Source organism: Arthrobacter sp. CC3 (assembly GCF_039907775.1).
GTDB lineage: Bacteria > Actinomycetota > Actinomycetes > Actinomycetales > Micrococcaceae > Arthrobacter.
Map to the genome: position 1 here is coordinate 72566 of NZ_JARCCY010000017.1, position 17534 is coordinate 90099.

General features: G+C 67.2%; 14 protein-coding genes. 9 read left to right on the top strand and 5 right to left on the bottom strand.

Going from position 1 to position 17534, the window contains the following annotated elements; translation table 11 throughout:
* Positions 1-276 precede the first annotated feature (276 nt).
* The 5 genes from PV761_RS12180 to PV761_RS12200 all read left to right on the top strand — a co-directional run bounded on the left by PV761_RS12180 (position 277) and on the right by PV761_RS12200 (position 6491).
* The gene (locus PV761_RS12180; RefSeq protein ID WP_347897038.1) at positions 277-1698 is read left to right on the top strand and encodes an extracellular solute-binding protein; all 1422 of its coding nucleotides are present in this window, start codon (positions 277-279) and stop codon (positions 1696-1698) included.
* Complete coding sequence (locus PV761_RS12185; protein WP_028271571.1) at positions 1695-2654, top strand: sugar ABC transporter permease; 960 nt, start codon at positions 1695-1697, stop codon at positions 2652-2654. The genes PV761_RS12180 and PV761_RS12185 overlap by 4 nt, the downstream gene beginning before the upstream one ends.
* An 8-nt stretch (positions 2655-2662) precedes the next feature.
* Complete coding sequence (locus PV761_RS12190) at positions 2663-3565, top strand: carbohydrate ABC transporter permease (protein WP_347897040.1); 903 nt, start codon at positions 2663-2665, stop codon at positions 3563-3565.
* A 23-nt stretch (positions 3566-3588) separates the two neighbouring features.
* Entirely contained in the window at positions 3589-5031 is a 1443-nt protein-coding gene (locus PV761_RS12195) for a glycoside hydrolase family 32 protein (protein ID WP_347897042.1), read from the top strand.
* Positions 5032-5384: 353 nt separating this feature from the next.
* Complete coding sequence (locus PV761_RS12200; protein ID WP_347897044.1) at positions 5385-6491, top strand: IS110 family transposase; 1107 nt, start codon at positions 5385-5387, stop codon at positions 6489-6491.
* A gap of 330 nt (positions 6492-6821) precedes the next feature.
* Here the strand turns inward: PV761_RS12200 and PV761_RS12205 are convergent, their stop codons facing one another.
* Entirely contained in the window at positions 6822-7934 is a 1113-nt protein-coding gene (locus tag PV761_RS12205; RefSeq protein WP_347897046.1) for a LacI family DNA-binding transcriptional regulator, read from the bottom strand.
* 169 nt (positions 7935-8103) lie between these two features.
* Between PV761_RS12205 and menD the strand changes: the two genes are divergently transcribed.
* Entirely contained in the window at positions 8104-9930 is a 1827-nt protein-coding gene (menD, locus tag PV761_RS12210) for a 2-succinyl-5-enolpyruvyl-6-hydroxy-3-cyclohexene-1-carboxylic-acid synthase (RefSeq protein WP_347897048.1), read from the top strand.
* Positions 9931-10089: 159 nt separating this feature from the next.
* Complete coding sequence (locus tag PV761_RS12215) at positions 10090-11082, top strand: hypothetical protein (protein ID WP_347897050.1); 993 nt, start codon at positions 10090-10092, stop codon at positions 11080-11082.
* Positions 11083-11163: 81 nt separating this feature from the next.
* Here PV761_RS12215 and PV761_RS12220 read toward each other — a convergent pair whose 3' ends face one another.
* From PV761_RS12220 to PV761_RS12235, 4 genes are all read right to left on the bottom strand, one after another.
* Positions 11164-11976, bottom strand: a complete 813-nt coding sequence (locus PV761_RS12220; protein WP_028271577.1) for an amino acid ABC transporter ATP-binding protein — start codon at positions 11974-11976, stop codon at positions 11164-11166.
* 11 nt (positions 11977-11987) lie between these two features.
* On the bottom strand, positions 11988-12779 hold the full coding sequence (locus tag PV761_RS12225) for an amino acid ABC transporter permease (protein WP_347897052.1): 792 nt from the start codon (positions 12777-12779) through the stop codon (positions 11988-11990).
* 94 nt (positions 12780-12873) lie between these two features.
* Positions 12874-13677, bottom strand: a complete 804-nt coding sequence (locus tag PV761_RS12230; protein ID WP_347897054.1) for an ABC transporter substrate-binding protein — start codon at positions 13675-13677, stop codon at positions 12874-12876.
* A 186-nt stretch (positions 13678-13863) separates the two neighbouring features.
* Positions 13864-15291: a chorismate-binding protein gene (locus PV761_RS12235; RefSeq protein ID WP_347897055.1), complete on the bottom strand. Its 1428-nt coding sequence runs from the start codon at positions 15289-15291 to the stop codon at positions 13864-13866.
* Between the two features lie 108 nt (positions 15292-15399).
* Here PV761_RS12235 and PV761_RS12240 point away from each other — a divergent pair, with 108 nt between their 5' ends.
* Positions 15400-16185 (top strand): demethylmenaquinone methyltransferase, encoded by a 786-nt coding sequence (locus tag PV761_RS12240; protein WP_347897079.1) that lies wholly within the window; start codon positions 15400-15402, stop codon positions 16183-16185.
* Positions 16186-16196: 11 nt separating this feature from the next.
* A complete protein-coding gene (locus PV761_RS12245; RefSeq protein ID WP_347897056.1) occupies positions 16197-17531 on the top strand; it encodes a geranylgeranyl reductase family protein in 1335 nt (444 codons plus the stop codon).
* The last annotated feature ends 3 nt before the right edge of the window (positions 17532-17534 follow it).

Here is a 17534-nt window from a genome sequence, read left to right on the forward strand (position 1 = left end):
GTTTTTGGTGAACGCTCTCTCCCTTCTTGCGCGTTTTAGGGAAACGCTCGCTCCCTGTGTCCCCGACGTCGACGCCGCGGCCCGCCAGGGCGTGGAGGAGGTCAGAACGTGCCGGGCGGGGCATTGGGGTCTTTCGGGCGCCGGGAGGTGAGAGAGCGTTTGGGTTGGGGTGGCAGGAGGTGAGAGAGCGTTTGGGGAGGGGGCGCACGTGTGATTTTTGACACGTGTTAGGTCGTTGATCTACAGTTCCTAACACGTGTTAGGAAGGAAATTGACATGACCGGAGCCACAAACGGGCACCTGCGGGAAATCACCCGCCGTACCGCCCTTGGTGCCCTCGGCGCGGGAATCATCGGAGCAACCGTGGCGTCGTGGCCGCGGCTCTCCGGGACCGACATTCCGGGCCGCGGGGACAACAGCCTCAGCATCGCCATCATGGGCACCGCCGCGGACGCCGCCGCCCGCCAGCGCGCCATCGACGCCTTCACCCGAATCCACCCGGAAATCAAGGTCAAGGTCCAGGCCATCCAGGCCGTCGACTGGAAGGACTTCTTCACCAAGATCCTCACCATGGTGGCCGCAGGCACACCGCCGGACGTGGTCTACGTGGCCACCGAAGGCGCCCAGCTGTTCGCGGAAAAGCTCGCCCACCCGCTCGACGAGTACGTGCGCCGCGACGCCGCGGACATGCGGGAGTTCTTCGAGGACGTCCACCCCAGCCTGGTGGAGGCCTTCATGTACAAGGGCAGCCTGTACCAGCTCCCCATGGACTGGAACGCCGCCAACATGTACTACAACACCACCGCATTCGCGCAGGCCGGTCTGGACCGCCCGGCGGATGACTGGACCCACCTGGACTTCCGCAACAGCCTGGCTGCCATGCGCAAGGCCCGCCCCTCGGACTTCACCCCGTACTACTGGACCAACCGGCTCTTCGGCGGTGTGGTGCCCTGGCTTTACGCCAACGACACCAGCTTCCTGAAGGAAACCCGGTCCTCCGGCGGGGAGTGGCTCTGGGACGGCTTCTACGCCAACGATCCCTCCCGCAGCCTCCGTTCCGGCGGATACCAGTGGCTGGAGCCGAACGCCAACGACGACCGCGTCTTCGAGTCCTTCGACTACCTCCGCGGCCTGGTCAAGGACGGGCTCGGCGTCCGCCCGGAGGAAGGCGGCGGCAGCTCCCTGGTCGGGCTGTTCGCCTCCAACCGCATCGGTACGACGCCGGCCGGCGGCTATTGGGTGCAGGGCCTCCACGAAGCCGGCATGGGCGAAAACGATTTCGACGTCCAGTTCTTCCCGCGCTGGAAGACCCAGCGCCACCAGTTCGGCACCGCCGGCTACGCGATCATGAAGACCGCCAAGGACAAGGACGCCGCCTGGGAATGGATCAAGTTCAGCTCCAGCCGCGAGGCCATGGAACTGATCTTCCCCAACCCGATTACGACGCCGGCGCGCCGCTCCATGGTCAACGAGAAGCTCTACGCCGGCAAGGGACCCGCCAACTGGAAGGTCTTCTACGACACCCTGGACAGGTTCCCCACCACCGGGCCCATCCCGGCCCCACCGCAGCAGGCCGCCGTCGAAACGGCCCTGATGAAGAACGTTTCGCTGGCTGTCAGCGGCGACGAGCGCCAGCTCAAGCAGGCCCTCGCCTCCATGCAGCGCGACCTTGAACTGGCCTTGAGGAGGCAGTCATGAGCACCACCACCCCGCCGCGGGAGCGGCCGAGGCAGGCGGCCGGGCAGGCCGTGCCGGCCCAGCACCAACCCACCGCCAAGTCACGGCACAGCCAGCGCTGGCTGGCCTGGATTTTCCTGGCCCCCACCATCCTCGGCATGGGCCTGTTCACCCTGATCCCGATCGTGGCCTCCGTGGTCCTCGCCTTCTTCCGCTGGGACATCATTTCCGCGCCGACGTTCGTGGGCTTCGACAACTTCTCCGAAGTGGTCCAGGACCCCACCGTCCGGGTCTCCTTCCTGAACACCATCGTGTTCGTGGTGGTGGCGGTGGCATTCCAGCTGGGGCTCGCCCTGGCGCTGGCCATCATGGTGCAGGAGAAGATGCCGGCCTGGCTGCGCGTGTTCTTCCGCTCGGCCTTCTTCTTCCCGCTGATCCTGTCCGCGGCCTCGGTATCCATCTTCATGCGCTACCTCTTCAACGAACAGTTCGGCGTGGTCAACTGGTTCCTGTCGCTGGCGGGCATCCCCGCGGTGCCCTGGCTGACCACACCCGGCGGATCCGCCGCCGTCGTGATCCTTGTCTACGTGTGGCAGAACTTCGGGTTCTCCTTCCTGCTGTTCATCGGCGGACTGGCTTCCATTCCCGTGGAGACATACGAAGCGGCATCGATCGACGGCGCCACCGGCTGGCGCAAGCACCTCCACGTCACGCTTCCCCTGCTGAGCCCCACCACCCTCGTGGCCTCGGTGATGGCGATCATCAGCGCGCTGCAGGTGTTCGACCAGCCCTACGTGCTGACCCGCGGCGGCCCCGGCGACTCCACGCGCACGGCAGTCATGGTCATCTTTGAATCGGCCTTCCAGCGACTCGAGTTCGGTCAGGCGTCCGCCATCGGCGTGCTTCTCACCCTGATCATCATGGCCATCACGGCCGCGCAGTTCCGGCTCAGCAAACGATTCGTCTTCTACCAGTAAGGCCAGCCATGACAACCACTACAGACCACGGCCTGGCTGGGCATTCCCCCCGGCTCTCCGAAGGCCTCCCCGTAACGGCTCCCAGGCGGCGCAGGTTCAGCTGGACCTTCGCCCTCCGCGTGGGCCTTCTGCTGATCGCGGCAGCCCTGACGCTGGGCCCGGTGCTCTGGACCCTGTCCACCTCGCTGCGGTCGCCGTTGGAATCCTTCAAGCTGCCGCCGTCGTTCTTCCCGTGGAACCCGGACTTCACGTCCTACGGTGAAGTATTCCAGCAGCTGAATATCTTCCTCCTTGTCCTCAACAGCGCCTTGGTGACCGGGCTGATCGCGGTGGGCCAGATGGTGTCCGCGGCGATGGCGGGCTATGCGTTCGCGCACCTGAAGTTCCGCGGCCGCGGCGCACTCTTCTCGATCGTGCTGGCCACCATGATGGTGCCGGTCCAGGTCACGATCGTGCCCGTGTTCATGCTGATCCGCGGCATGGGCCTCTCGGACACGCTGCTGGCGCTGATCCTCCCGGCCATTCCGACGGCGTTCGGCACCTTCCTGATGCGCCAGTACTTCATGGGGCTCCCCGCCGAACTGGCCGAGGCCGCCTCGATCGACGGCGCCTCGCCCTGGCGAACGTTCCGTTCCGTATATGCACCGCTGGCGATGCCCGGCATGGCGATCGTGGGAATCCTCGCGTTCAACTTCCATTGGAACGAGTTCTTCCGCCCGCTCATCCTGACCATCTCCGAACAAAACTTCACGCTTCCGCTGGGACTGGTCTCCCTTCAGGGCAACCTGGGAACCGGCAGCATCTCAGTAGTTCTTGCAGGCGTGGTCCTGTCCATGATTCCGGCGCTGGTGGTCTTTATGTTCGGCCAGCGCGCACTCCAGGACGGCCTCACGGCCGGCACCGGAAAATAACCTCCCCACCGAAAGGCCCCGCCATGCCCTCCCCGGACCTCGCCGCCATGCGCTTCGACGACGTCGCCGCCGCCCACCCCGACCCCGCCTTCCCGCGGTTCCACCCGCGTCCCGCACAGGGCTGGATCAACGATCCCAACGGCATCAGCTACATCAACGGCCGCTACCACGTGTTCTTCCAGTACAACCCGGACTCCGCCCGGCACCACAAGATCGCCTGGGGCCACGTGAGCTCCGCCGACCTGGTGCGCTGGGAGGAACACCCGGTGGCACTGCGCCCGCAGCACGGCGGGCCGGATGAGTACGGCTGCTGGACCGGTGTGGTGACGGACGACGGCGGTGTCCCCACCGCCGCTTACTCGGGCGTCCGCGGCGACGGCGGCCACTCGCAGGTGGTCATTGCCCGCGGCTCGGAGGATCTGGTCCATTGGGAGCAGACCGGCCATGTTGCCGCCTCGATGCCCGCCGACGGACAGGTCACCGCCGTCCGCGACCCGTTCATCTTCCGGTTCAACGGCAAGCGCTACGCCATGCAGGGCGCCGGCCTCGCCAACGGGCACGCCGCACTGCTCCTGTACACGGTGGAGGATATGTCCGACTGGAAGTACCAGGGCATCTGGCTGACCTCGGAGAACCCGGTGGCCGCCGAATCCACGCCGGCCGAGATCTGGGAATGCCCGCAGCTGGTGCGGGTTCCGGATGCGTCCGGCGCCTCTTCCGGCGGTGCAGGGGACTCGGGCGATTCCGGAACCTGGCTGATGATGTTCTCGCTCTGGCTCTCGGGGGATGCGCACGAACACGCCAACGGCGTGGGCCACCTGGTCGGTTCGCTGACCGAGGACCCGGCGACCGGATTGCCGGTGTTCACGCCGCGCGGCGGCGGAAAGTCCGACCTCGGGCGCGACTTCTACGCACCCCAGATCGTGGCGCTCGAAGACCGGGCGCTCCTGTGGGGCTGGGCCAACGAGGGACCTGGCCGCGACGGCCGCCGCGGCCGCAGCCAGGACGAAATCGACGCCGCCGGCTGGGCCGGAGTCCTGACTTTCCCGCGTGAGCTCTCCGTGGTGGACGGCACCCTGGCCGTGGGCCCCGCCCCGGAGATCGATGCCTACCGCGGAACGCTGACGGCCAGCCAAGCCGCAGGGTCCGTTGTGCTGCCTGCTTTTGCCGAGGCCCTGGTGACCGGCGGGGCTCGTCCGGGCAGCGGGGACGCTTCCGGCGGCAGCGGGGACTCCGCCGTCGAACTGCTGCTCGTGGGGGACTCCGGCCAGCAGACAGTGTTCAGCGGAACCATCGCACCGGGGGAGGAGCTGCGGGTCTTCGTGGATGCCTCCCTGGTGGAGGTCTACCGGGCCGGTTCCGTGGCCACGACGCTGCGGGCCTACCCGGCTGCGGGGGAGCAGTGGCAGCTGCGGCTTCCGTCCGGGGCCACGGCGGACGTCTGGGAACTGAAGCAGCCCTCGTAGCGACTGGTGTTGCGGCCCGGCCGGCTAAACCGGCCGGGACTTAGACGATATGAAGTGAGCGGTGAGGTGTTCCGCCCGTCCGCGGGCGGCCCATTATCGCCGGGCCGGTCCCGCAGCGCCGGCTTGGGTGCTCAGCGTCGTCTGCGGGGGTTGGCGGCGCTGCGGGGCCTGATTCCCGGCGGTGATGTCCTTTGTCCCGGACGGGCCACGGAACGGGGGCTCAAAGGCTTGGTGAGGCCGGGGCCTTCTGTTTCACAGGGGTCCGTGGGTTGCCATTGACGGCTCCCTTGGCCCTGAGGGCTCGTTGGGGTGCAATGGTAGTGCCACATGTGAAGTTTGGGAGGTCCCGGCTTATGTTTGAGCATACTTTCATTGGGCTGGATGTTCACGCGGTCAACGTCGTGGGCCATGCATTGAACCCGGCCACCGGAGAAATCAGCAACCACACGATGCCCGCTGACCCTGCCTTGGTGTTGGAGTGGGTCCGCCTGTTCGCTCCGCCCGTCAAGGTCGTCTACGAGTCCGGCCCGACCGGGTTCGTCCTGGCCAGGTACCTGCGGTCGGCGGGCATTAACTGTGTGGTTGCGGCGTCTTCGAAGCTGCTGCGGGCCCCCGGGGACCGGATCAAGACCGATAAGCGGGATGCCCGGGTGCTGGCCGAGATGCTTGCGGTCGGCTCGGTCACCGAGGTGCGCATCCCGGACCCGGAGGAAGAAGCGCTGCGGGACCTGTCCCGGCTGCGTTCGGGCACGGCCACAGACCTCGCGCACGCCCGCCAGCACGTGAACGCGATCCTGCTGCGCCACGGCATCCGCTACCCCAAAGAGAGCAGATGGACGAAGGACCACGGGTTGTGGCTGCACCGCCAGCGCTTTGAGGAACCGGCGCTGCAGTTCACCTTTGAGGCCGACGTCGAGCAGGCCGAACTCCTTGCCGGGCACCTGAAACGCATCGACAAGCATGTGGCCGCCACGGCCGCGGCCTGCCGCTACGGCCCGGTGATCGACGCGTTAATGTGCCTGCGCGGGATCCGGGTCACGACCGGATTTGGGTTGGCCGTGGAGATCGGGGACTGGACCCGCTTCACCGGCTCAACGATCGGCTCCTACCTCGGGCTGGTCCCCAGCGAGGAGTCCTCGGGCCAGTCCCGGCACCAGGGCCCGATCACCAAGGCCGGGAACACCTATGCCCGCAAGCTCCTCATCGAGGCCGCCTGGCAGCACCGGCGCCCCTACGCCCGCCCCGGGGACCGGCTGATCCGCCAACTCGATCTCGTCGCCCCGGCAACCCGGATCCGCGCCCTGGAGGGAAACCACCGGCTCCACCGCAAGTGGGAACACTTCGATGAACGGCACAAAATGCCCGTCAAGGCCAACACCGCGATCGCCCGCGAGCTCGCGGGCTGGTGCTGGTCCCTGGCCGCCCCGCTCCAGCAAGGAGAACGCATGAACGCGGCCTGACCCTCCAACGTGCCCCCCGGGGACGTGGTGAAGATGCGGTGGCAGCACATGGAGCTAACTCGAGATCGCGCTATGAGCAGACCGGGTTACACCGTCGACGCCCGAACTTAGACACCGATACGCTCCAGCCGAACAAATCGTCATGCGGTACCAACCCGCGAATGTCAGCCTGACACTGCAGTCGAGAACGACTCGCCAGCACCCCCACCCCACCACCGGGCCGGCACACGATGAGCGGCCCCCGGAACGAAAAGCCAGGAGCCGCTCACCTCTGCCTATTGACAACCGGACCTACATATCAGCGCCCGGCCGGGACGGGGCGCTTGGGCATCAGCGCCCGGCCGGGACGGGGCCGGTGGAATCCCGGACCACCAGGCGGCAGGGGACCATAGTCTCGGAGCTTGACGCGGGCTCAGCGCCGGTAGCGGAACCGCCGCCGGCGCTGGCGCCCGTGCCGCCGTCGTCGTTCTTTCCGTTCGGAACCGCTTCCACCTCGGCGAGCAGCGCCGTCATGGCAGCCTCACCCATTTCCCGCAGCGGAAGGGCCATGGTGCTGAGCGCCGGGACCATCGCCTTGGCGACGCGGAATTCGTCGTCGTAGCCCATAACGGACACGTCCTCCGGAACGTTGAGCCCCAGCCGGTAGCAGGCCAGCACGACGCCGATGGCAAGGCGGTCGTTGGCACAGAGGATCGCGGTGGGACGCGCGAGTGGTTCCACCCCGTCGAGGAGCTTCATGGCGCCGTGGAATCCGGCGTCGATATCCCAGCCCACCTGGATGACCCGGTCCTCATTGACGGGCATGCCCGCGACCTTGAAAGCATCGCGGTAGCCGTCGATCCGCCGCGGCGCCGCAGGAGTCAGGGAGTCGCCGGCAAGGAAGGCGATGTCCCGGTGGCCGAGCGACATGACATGCTCGGCGGCTTCGCGTCCGCCGCGGACCTCGTCGGGAATCACGGACGGAAGCCCGGCCTCGGGGCGGTCGTCGAAGCAGTTGGCCAGGATCGACGGGACCCGGGCCATGTTCGGGGGCACGTGCAGCGGACGCAGGCCCACGGTCACATACATCAACCCGTCCACCTGCCGGTCCAGCAGGGTTTCCACAGCGCTTTCGTCCCGGGACTCGTCCAGTTCCGTGTCCATCACCACGGTGACAAAACCGTGCGACCGTGCCACCGCGTCCGCACCGGCGATGATGTTGCCGTCGAACGGGCTGGTGACCACCTGGTCCGACACGATGCCGATGATGCGCGACCGCTGGTTGCGCAGGCTCAAGGCGATTTTGTTCGGCGAGTAGTTCAGGGCGGCGGCCGCTTCCCGGATGCGCTGCTGGCTTTCGAGGGCAACGTTGCCGTCGCCGCGGCCGTTGAGCACGAGCGACACAGCGCTGCGCGAGACACCCGCCAGCTTGGCGACGTCCAGTGCGGTGGCCTTGCGGTTCATGGGCTGATCCTCCGGATGGGAAACACTGCTTTGCTGCAGTTTACCTAACTCGTGTGAGCTGATGTGCGGCTTGGGATCCTCTCTCACTTCCCTGCGGGGTCTGGGCAACGCTCTCTCACTGCGTTGAGGGAAGTGAGAGAGGGTGCGGGGTTGGTGGCAGACTGGATTGGTGACTTCCGAGAACCCGCTGGACCCGCTCAACACCTACGCCGCCGCCGAGGATGCCCCCCTTTCCGAAGGTGATCCCACCGGCGCCGCCACAGATCCCGAAGCTACCGGCACCCCCGCCGAATCATCAGCAGGCACCCTGACTGCCGTCGAATCAGCCCGGATCGCCGTCAAAACCCTGCTCGACGGCGGCGTGCGGTACGTGGTGGTCTCGCCCGGATCGCGGTCGGCGCCCATGGCCTACGCGCTTGCCGAGGCCGACGCCGCCGGCCGGGTGGAACTGCTGGTCCGGATCGACGAACGTTCGGCCGGGTTCACTGGCCTGGGCCTGGCCCTGTCCACGGGAGCGCCGGTTGCCGTGCTCACGACGTCGGGCACCGCCGTCGGGAATCTCATGCCGGCCGTGATGGAAGCCAACCATGCCGCCGTTCCGCTGGTGGTGCTCTCCGCCGACCGGCCCGACGAACTGCGGGGGACCGGCGCCAACCAGACCACTGACCAGCTGGACCTCTTCGGCGAACACGTCCGGTTCGCCGTCGACGTCCCTGCCGGCACCGACCCGCAGCGCGCGGTGGAGACCGCCCTCAGCGCGGCCACGGGAGCCTTCGAGGACACGCCGCCCGGGCCCGTGCAGCTGAACCTGGCCTTCCGCGATCCGCTGGTCCCGGCCGCCGGCGACCACCTGCCGGAGGCAGCCGGGCCGGGAATCTGGCAGATCGGCCGCGGCCCTGAGCCGCTCACCCTCACGCCCGCCCCCGCCGGGCTGGAGGAACGGCGCACCGTGGTGCTCGCAGGGCACGACGCCGGGCCGGTCGCCGAAGCCTTCGCCCGCGCGCACGGCCTGCCGCTGCTCGCCGAACCGTCCTCCAACTCGCGCTTCGGCCCCAACGCCGTGGGCCCCTACCGGCTCCTGCTGGAGCACTTCGGCCCGGACTCCGCGCAGCCGATCGAGCGCGTCGTCCTGTTCGGCCGGCCCACCTTGTCGCGGCCCGTGGCGCAGTTGCTGGCCCGTGCCGACGTCCCCTCGGCCCTCTACCAGCCCGTTCCCGTGGCCTGGTACGAGCCGGGCCGCCGCACCGAGCTGCCCCTGGACAATCTCAGCGACCTCGCCGATTTCTCCGGCCGGGGCTCAGCGGCGTGGCTGGACGCGTGGCTCCTGGCCGGTGCTGCCGCCCAGCATGCGCTCGACCAGGTGCTCTCCGGGGAAACCGCAGCGTCCGGCCCCTCGGTGGGCGCCCTGGTGTGGCAGCACGCGCGCGGGCAGCTGATGCTGGGCTCCTCCAACGGCATCCGCGACGTGGACCTCGCCGGCCAGCCCACGCCCGGACCGCAGGCCACCGTCTTCGCCAACCGCGGCCTCGCCGGGATCGACGGCACCATCTCCACCGCCACAGGCATCGCGTGGGGCGGCCGGCAGGAAACCACCCTGCTCGTAGGCGACGTCACCTTCCTGCACGACGCCGGCGGGCTCCTCCTGGGCTTCGCCGAGAACGATCCCCTGCTGCGCATCGTGGTCCTCAACGACGAGGGCGGGGCCATCTTCAATCTCCTGGAGCACGGCGCCGTTCAGGAGTCCGGAACGTACGGGAACGCCGTCGAACGGCTCTTTGGCACCCCGCACAGCGTGAACATCGCGGCACTCGCCGCAGCGTACGGCGTCGAACATTGCTCGGTAAGTACGACGGCGGCACTCGCCGAGGCGCTTTCCGCACCGCGGCAGGGCCGCAGCATCATTGAGGTCCGCACGGACCGGCAGGGCCTTCGGGAGCTGCACGGCCGGATCAAGGCGGCAGTGGGAGATGCGGTCCGGGGCGTGCTGGCGCCGTAGTCCGCGATGCGCAAAAGGTCTCATGACGCGCAGATGTCCCGGCGCACCCCGAATAACCCGTGCGCAGGGACATTTGCGCGTCGAAAAAGGCTGCGGGCGTTGTCCACATACGAGCCCAGTCTCCTCGTTTCTGCGGCTTGGTCCTGACAGCTTGAGTGCATGCCGGATCTCCCAACGCTCCTCCTTGCCCGAGACTGCGGGCTGCATGCGCTCACTGCCAAGGACCTCTCGAAGCAGGTGAACTCCGGTGCCCTGGTGAGGATCCGGCACGGTGTGTACGCGGACGGGCCGGCCTGGCGGGAGCTGAAGGACTGGCAAAAGTACCGGCTGCAGATCCAAGCTGCCGCGGAAATGCTCCAGAAGCCAACCATCTTTGCCAGGCATTCGGCGGCAAACGTGTGGGGAGTACCCACCATCGGCGTCCGCCATCCGGTTCAAGCCCTGGCCCTGACGAACGACGGCGGGAGGTCGCGGGCGGGGGTCAGGCGCCACTTCGCGGCCCCGTCAGGATTGGAAGTAGTCCGGCGCGACGGGTTGCTGGTCACGTCCCGGGTCCGCACCGTGCTGGACCTGGCTGCGTTCACGCCGTTCGCGGAGGCTCTTGTCCCGCTGGACCATGTACTGCGGCCGGGCGCTGTACTTCGGCCGGGGACTGCCGCGCAGCCGTCCGCCTTGAGTAAGGACGACCTCAGGGCGGGCATCGGATCCATCCATAGCGCGGCCAGACAGCGCAAGATCCACGCCGCGCTCGACTTCGCAAATGCCCTCTCCGGTTCCGCAGGGGAGTCCTACAGCCGCTCGCTCCTTCACGTTGCAGGGTTCGAAGCTCCGGTCCTCCAGCAGGCATTCAGGGATGGACAGGGTTTGATTGGCTACTCCGACTTCTGCTGGAAGCGGGCCAGGGTGGTTGGTGAGTTTGACGGCGAGGAGAAGTACCTCAAACTGGAGCACCTCAAGGGGCGCACGCCGTCCCAGGCCGTCGTCGAAGAAAAGTACCGAGAGGACCGGATCCGGGCCCTCGGGTTCACGGTGGTCCGGTGGGTGTGGGCCGACCTGATGCAGCCGGGCCGGCTGGAACGGAAGCTGGCGGCGGGCGGGGTGCCCCGCCGTCGTGCGCGTTCTGCCATTCTCGACGCGCAAAATGTCCCGTGACGCGCAAATGCCTTGGCGCACCCGGAATACCAGGTGCGCCAAGGCGTTTGCGCGTCGAAACGCGCGGGCCGGACCCAGAAACTACTTCGAGATGTCGATGTGCGTCGGGTCCAGCACGCGCTTCAGGAATTCCTTGGTGCGGGACTGCGTGGGGGCGCTGATGACCTGCTCGGCCACGCCTTCCTCCACCACAACGCCGCCGTCCATGAATACCACGCGGTCGGCCACTTCGCGGGCGAAGCCCATCTCGTGGGTCACCACCAGCATGGTCATGCCCTCCTTGGCCAGGTTCCGCATGACGGACAGGACGTCGCCCACCGTCTCCGGGTCCAGGGCCGAGGTGGGCTCATCGAACAGCATGAGCTCGGGGTCCATGCTGAGCGCGCGGGCAATGGCCACACGCTGCTGCTGGCCGCCGGAGAGCTGGTCCGGGAAGCGGTCGGCCAGGTGTCCCAGGCCCACGCGTTCGAGGTTGGCGTGGGCCACCTTGTCCGCCTCCGCCTGACCGCGCTTGAGCACCTTGGTCTGGGCGATGGTGCAGTTCTGCAGTGCGTTCAGGTGCGGGAACAGGTTGAACTGCTGGAACACCATGCCCACCTTGCGGCGCATCTTGTCGATGTCCACGTCCGGGTCGGTGGCCTCGAAACCGCCCACGTGGATGGTGCCCTCGTTGGGCTTCTCGAGGAGGTTGACGCAGCGCAGGAGGGTGGACTTGCCGGAGCCGGACGGGCCGATCAGGCAGACAACCTCGCCGGGGGCAACGTCCAGGCTGATGCCCTTGAGGACTTCGTTGGTGCCGTAGGACTTGCGGAGGTCCTTGAGGGAAACTCCGGCGGCATGCACGGCGGAACCGCGGGTGCCGGCTGTGTCTGAGGGATGTACGACGTCGTTCATGACTGTCCTGCCTATCGCTTCGTCCGCGCGGAGCGGCTTTCGAACTTCCGGGCCAAGAGGCTCAGCGGGATGGTGATCACCAGGTAGAAGGCGCCGGCCACGAGGAGCGGGGTGAGCCCTGCGCCCAGGCTGGAAATGCCGTCGCGGCCGAACTTGGTGAGCTCGTACTGGGAAGCGGTGAGGCCCAGTACGTAGATCAGCGAGGAGTCCTTGGTCAGGAGGATGACCTCGTTGGTCAGCGGCGGCAGCACGATCCGGAATGCCTGCGGGATCACGATGGACACCATGGCCCGCCACTGCGGCATGCCCAGCGAGCGGGCGGCTTCGAGCTGACCCTTGGGCACGGCCTGCAGGCCGGCGCGGAGCGTTTCTGCGATGTAGGCCGCGGCCACCATGCCCAGCGAAATCATCACCACGACGGTCACGTTCCACTGCACGCCGAACGCGAGCGGAACACCGTAGCCGAAGGCGATGAACACGAGCAGGGCGGGGATGCCGCGGAAGAACTCGATGTAGCCGGTGGCGATCCAGCGGTAGAGCGGGAAGCTGGAGAGCTTCATGAGCGCCAGCAGCAGTCCGCCGGACAGGCCCACGATGAAGCCCAGGGCCGTGTAGATCAGGGTGTTCTTGAGGCCCGACAGGAAGATGTCCGGAAACATCGGGCCGATCTTGCCGAAGTTGAAGACGCTGGTGCCGATGGTCTTCCAGTCCGTGGCCAGAATCAGCGCGGCCACAGCCACAACGAAGATTCCGGCCTGGACGTACAGGCTGACTTTGGCTCGTTGACGTGCGGTCATTGCCATGGTGTTCTCACATTCGTTTTGCGCAGATGAGGCCCCGTACGGACTGTCGTCCAGCGGTACGGGGCCTCAACTGAGTCGGTCTCAGGCCGGGGTGCTACTTGGCGGCTTCGCCGAACCAGGTGGTCTCGTACTTCTTCAGGGAGCCGTCGTCGGTCAGGCGCTTGAGCGTGGAGTTGACCTGGTCAGCCATGGCCGTGTTGCCCTTTTTGATGGAGATGCCCAGCTTCTCGCCCGTGGCGTAGTTCTCCACGCGCTTGTACTTGGCGTCGTCCTTGATGGCGTAGGCCAGGACGGACTGGTTGCCCAGGGCGGCGTCGATGGTGCCCGCCTGGAGGGCCTGGACCAGGAGGCCGGAATCTTCGAACTGCTGCGCGTCGATGCCTTTTTCCTGTGCGTACTTGGCGCCGGTGGTGGCCTGCTGGACGCCCACCTTCTTGCCCTTGGCGCTGTCAATGTCCTTGATGCCGGAGGCTTCGCTGGCCACGAGGGTCAGGTCATCGTCCATGTACGGGTTGGAGAAGTCCATAACGGCCTTGCGGGTGTCCGTGATGGAGACCGAGGAGATGGAGACGTCACAGCCGGTGAGTGCGGTGCCGGTCTCGATGGCCTCGAAGGAGCTGTCCACTACGCTGAGCTCGGCCTTGAGGTCCTTGGCCACCTCGGCGGCGATGTCCATGTCGAAGCCGACGATCTTGCCGTCCTTCTGGAATTCGAACGGCTCGTAGGGAACGTCGGAGCAAACGGTCAGCTTGCCGGCGTTGATGAGCTGGACGCCGCCCGCGGAGGATGCGGCAGGGGTGGAGCTGCCGCCGCAGGCCGTGAGGGTGAGGGCGCCGACGGCGAGGATTGCGGCTGCTTTGGCGGCCAGCTTTGCCGTGGCGGAGGACATGGGCTGCATAGTTTCTTACCTTTTGTTGCAGGGGTATGCGTGACTAAAACGGCTTATAGTGTATCGCCGAATAAGAGATGTGCATCACAGAAAACTTAGTTTCACTATTGGATAACTAATACCGAGGCTAGCGCAAGACCCCACGCGGCAGCATTGTCTGGAATCCCGGACTCAGGCGCGGGCCTCGCAGCGACTCTAGCTCTTGATGCCCAGCGACTCGAGCATCGGCCGGAACTTGGCCCAGGTCTCCGCGAGTTCAGCCTCGGGATGGGAGCCCTCCACGATGCCGCAGCCGGCGTAGAGCCGCACGGTGTCCGGTGCCTCGACAACGGCGCCGCGCAGCGCGATGCCCCATTCGCCGTTCCCCGCCGCGTCCAGCCAGCCCACCGGACCGGCGTACGGTCCGCGGTCCATGTGCTCCAGCTTGCGGATCAGCGCGCCGGCCACAGTGGTGGGGGTTCCGCAGACCGCAGCCGTGGGGTGCAGCGCGTTGATGAGGGCGAGGCAGGTGGGCACGTGTCCCTCCACCTCGGTCAGTTCGGCCTTCACGTCCGAAGCCAGGTGCCACACGTTGGGCAGCTCCAGGATGAACGGTTCGCTGTGCGCGTTCATCGCCTCGGAAAACGGCGCCAGCTGGGTGGTGAGCGACTGGATCGCGATCTCGTGTTCGTGCCGCTGCTTCTCGGACCCGGCCAGCACGCGCTCGGCAAACTCCAGCGGGGAGCCGTCCATCCCCTCGGCGTCGCGTCGGTCCAGGGTGCCAGCTAGAACCCGGGCCTGCGCCGTGCGTCCCTCCACCTGGATCAGCATTTCCGGGGTTGAACCCACCAGGCCGTCCACCCCGTAGGTCCAGCATTCGCGGTACCGGACGGCCAGCTGGCGGAGGATCTCGGCGGCATTCACGCCTTCGGGAATCGTGGCCACAATGTCCCGCGCCAGCACCAGCTTCTCCAGCTTGCCGGTGCGGATCTCGGCGACGCCTGCAGTCACCGCAGCCATCCAGTCGTGCTCGCTGAGCGATCCGGTTTCAAGTTTGGGTACGACGTCGGCGCCCAGGTCCGCGGCACTCCCGCCGCCGGGACGGTTGCCCTGGGCGAGTACGACGGCGGCGGCCGGGGCGTCGGATCCGTCGCCCTCGTCGTCAATCGGGTCGGCTCCCGGGTCGGAGTCAAGCGGGTCCTCATCCAGCCAGCGGTCCAGGGCGGCGAGGGCGCCCGCTTCGGTGAGTTCGCCGTCGTCGAACGTTAACTGGGTGAGCCAGGCGCGGCCGTCCCTGACCCCCACCACGATTTCGGGGACGATCAGCCGGGAGCGGTGCGTGGACACCTTGGAGAACGCGAAGGAGCCAAAGGCCACGGGACCGGTGCCGGGACAGTCCACGGAGTCGGTGACGTCCGCCTCGAGAACCAGGTGCCGCCACCAGATATCGGCCTCGAGGAAGCGCTCGGGCCCGGTGGCGGTGAAGCGGGCGATCTCGCCGAAGCCCACCAGCCCGGCTTCGCGGCGGGTCCAGCAAAGGACATCGTCCCGTACCAGAAATGACGGCAGCCCCCCGGAGAATGATCTTCCATCCAGGGGGACTGTCAGTGTCTTAATAGTGCCGGTGCGGAGCGTGCTCGTCATGATGAGATAACACTACTCCCGAGTGTGGCCGGCACCCTGTTGAGCTCCGCCGCCGCGCTGCCCGGGCGCCGGTTCGTGGGTCCGCCCAACATTTGAGACAATGTCATGGTGAACCGAGCATCCTTGGATAAGCGTCCGGACGAAGTAGCCACGATGTTTGACGACGTCGCCCCCAAATACGACGTCGTGAATGATGTCCTGTCCATGGGACAGACGCGCCGCTGGCGCCGGGTAGTCGTCGAAGCGATGGATGTGAAGGCGGGCCAGCGGGTGCTGGACCTCGCCGCCGGAACGGGCACCTCCAGCGAGCCCTACGCGGACGCGGGGATCGACGTCATCGCCTGCGACTTCTCCCTGGGAATGCTCAAAGTGGGCAAGCGCCGTCGCCCCGACATCGACTTCATCGCCGGTGACGCCACCCGCCTGCCGTTCGCTGACAACAGCTTTGACGCCACCACCATCTCCTTCGGCCTGCGCAACGTCAACGAGCCCAAGAAGGCCCTGGCGGAAATGCTGCGTGTCACCAAGCCCGGCGGAAAGCTGGTCATCGCCGAGTTCTCCCAGCCCGTGGTTCCCCTGTGGCGCACCATGTACACCGAATACCTCATGCGCGCATTGCCCGCCATCGCCGTGAAGGTCTCCTCCAACCCGGACGCGTACGTGTACCTGGCCGAGTCCATCCGTGCCTGGCCGGACCAGGACCACCTGGCCGGCTGGCTGCAGGAATCCGGCTGGGAAAAGGTCACCTACCGCAACCTCAGCGGCGGCATCGTTGCCGTGCACCGCGCGCACAAGCCCGCCGGTTCAACGCCGGACGGCAGTGCCTCGGCCATCGCCAGCCACACCGGCCCCGTGGCCAAGCTCCGCCGCAACATCACCCGGCCCGCGGGCTAGCCGAACCTGCCGTGAACGTACTGATCGTCGGCGCCGGCCCCGCAGGGTCCACTGCCGCCTACTACCTCGCCAAGGCCGGCATCCCCGTCACGGTGCTGGAAAAAACCAGGTTCCCGCGCGAGAAGGTCTGCGGTGACGGGCTCACTCCCCGCGCCGTCCGCGAGATCCAGAAGCTCGGCCTCCCGCATTCCGAGGAGGCCGGCTGGCGACGCAACAAGGGCCTTCGGCTGATCGCCGGCGGCCGCACCATCGAACTGCCCTGGCCGGAAGTTTCCGATTTCCCCACGTACGGGCTGATCCGCACGCGCCTGGGCTTCGACGAGGAACTGGCCCGGCACGCCCAGGCCGCCGGGGCCACCATCCTCGAAGGGCACAGCGTCACCGAAGCCCTGCGCGCGCCGGACGGCCGCGTCATCGGCGCGCGTGCAGCGCTCCTTGACGAGTCCGGACGCAAGACGGGCGAGACGCGTGACTTCCATGCCGACGTCGTACTGGCAGCAGACGGAAACTCATCCCGAACCGCCGTGTCCCTGGGCATCCAGAAGCGCGACGACCGCCCGCTCGGCGTCGCCGTGCGCACCTACTTCACCAGCCCGCGTCACGACGACGACTGGATGGAAGGCTGGCTGGAGCTCCCCGGCCGCGACGGCGGACTGCTCCCCGGCTACGGCTGGGTGTTCGGCGTGGGCGACGGAACCTCCAACGTGGGCCTGGGCATCCTGAACTCCTCCGCGGAATTCGGCAAGCTCGACTACAAACAGGTCCTGCGCGAATGGACCGCCGGCATGCCCGCCGAATGGGGCTTCACCCCGGAAAACCAGGTGGGCGAGATCCGCGGCGCCGCCCTGCCCATGGGCTTCAACCGCACCCCGCACTACTATCCCGGCCTGCTGCTCCTGGGCGACGCCGGCGGCATGGTGTCCCCGTTCAACGGCGAGGGCATCTCCTACGCCATGGAATCCGCCCGCTTTGCGGCCGAATATGTCATCGACGCCAGCACCTGGCAGAGCCGTTACGCCAAATGGACGCACGACGACGCCGACCTCCACTTCAAGGGGTACGCGGACTATGTGCGCGGCCAGTGGGGGAGCCACTTCACCCTGGGCCGCGCGTTCGCCTCGGTGATCGGCAAGCCGTCCGTGATGAAGCTCGCGCTCCGGACCGGCATGCCGCTGCCCGCCCTCATGAAGTTCGTAGTCCGGCTGATGGCCAACGTCACGGATGAATCAGCCAAGGGATTCGAGGACCGGGTGATCAGGCTCCTGGAGGCGCTGGTGCCTGCCACGTCCAACACCTCCCTGTCCCCGTCCAGCTACACCTCCGCGGTTTCCGCAACAAAAAGTTAGGGT